This is a genomic window from Vibrio sp. 1727 (genome assembly GCF_033344415.1).
In the GTDB taxonomy this organism is placed as follows: domain Bacteria; phylum Pseudomonadota; class Gammaproteobacteria; order Enterobacterales; family Vibrionaceae; genus Vibrio; species Vibrio alginolyticus.
In genome coordinates, this window is sequence record NZ_JAWPOT010000131.1 from 1 (window position 1) to 884 (window position 884).

Here is an 884-nt window from a genome sequence, read left to right on the forward strand (position 1 = left end):
CAAGAGAAATTTGTGATACTTTTTCACTTAAATGAATCTTGAAGAAATTTGCTATGTATTCGATTGAGCCGATTGGCATCATTGAAACCCCTTACAAAGAGAAGTTTGCCGTCCCTCGCCAACCGCGCCTAGTTCCAGCCGCTAAAGCGCGAGTAAAACTGTTAGGCGAGGCAAATAGCCCAGAAGCGGTGCGCGGGTTAGAACAGTTCTCTCACGTCTGGTTATTGTTTCTGTTTGACCAAAATTTGGAGGCAGGATGGAAACCAACCGTACGGCCTCCTCGTTTGGGTGGAAATGAGCGTATTGGCGTGTTTGCTTCGCGCTCTACCTTTCGACCAAATGGCATTGGAATGTCGGCAGTCGAAGTGAAAGGCATCACGAAGAAAGGTGATCAAATATATATTGATCTTGGCAGTGTTGATTTGGTCGATGGCACACCGATTGTCGACATCAAACCTTATATTCCTTACTCAGATGCCATTCCTGAAGCGATTGGCGGCTACGCTGGTGAAGAGCCTGAAAAATCGAACGTCACCTTTTCGTCTCAAGCATTGGCGATGCTAGCAAAGCGATCCGATACTCAATATGTACAATCGGTGATCGAACAAGTTCTGGCGCAGGATCCACGTCCTGCATACAAGAAGAACAAACCGGATACCAAGGAATATGCGGTAAATTTGTTCGATCTGAACGTTAAGTTCAGCGTGAATAGCAACTTAATAACAGTTACGGCGATTGAAAGCTTTTGACAAAGCCAATTGGCTGATATTATAGACGGCTAACAATTTTCCCTTCTTGGGACCTTCATACTCCTGTCCATTCTGGCTTGAGTAACTAACTTTAATAAACGGATAAATTTAATGCGTACCAGTAATTATCTTCTT

1 protein-coding gene is annotated in these 884 nt (G+C 44.1%); it reads left to right on the plus strand.

Features of this window, described 5'->3' with window-relative positions; genetic code table 11:
* Window positions 1–53 precede the first annotated feature (53 nt).
* A complete protein-coding gene (gene tsaA, locus R8O10_RS24300) occupies window positions 54–749 on the plus strand; it encodes a tRNA (N6-threonylcarbamoyladenosine(37)-N6)-methyltransferase TrmO (RefSeq protein ID WP_017447760.1) in 696 nt (231 codons plus the stop codon).
* Window positions 750–884 lie beyond the last annotated feature (135 nt).